Source organism: Staphylococcus rostri (assembly GCF_002902145.1).
GTDB classification, from domain to species: domain Bacteria; phylum Bacillota; class Bacilli; order Staphylococcales; family Staphylococcaceae; genus Staphylococcus; species Staphylococcus rostri.
This window is the reverse complement of the sequence record NZ_PPRF01000113.1, coordinates 1-213: the sequence shown is the minus strand read 5'-3', so window position 1 is coordinate 213 and position 213 is coordinate 1. Positions and strand designations below refer to the sequence as shown.

At 39.0% G+C, this 213-nt stretch carries 1 protein-coding gene; it reads left to right on the top strand.

Going from position 1 to position 213, the window contains the following annotated elements; translation table 11 throughout:
- Window positions 1–213 (top strand): hypothetical protein (locus CD122_RS12045; RefSeq protein WP_276307409.1); only part of this gene is annotated, 213 nt, incomplete at both ends.

Genomic DNA, 213 nt, shown 5'->3' with positions numbered 1-213 from the left:
TTGAATCGCTTAAGCTTATTGAAATTGAGTCTCTCATACTTGCTGATGTTGAGTTACTCATACTCATTGAGTCGCTCACGCTTGTTGACATTGAATCACTCATGCTCATTGACATTGAATCACTCATGCTTGTTGAATCGCTTAAGCTTATTGAAATTGAGTCTCTCATACTTGCTGATGTTGAGTTACTCATACTCATTGAGTCGCTCACGC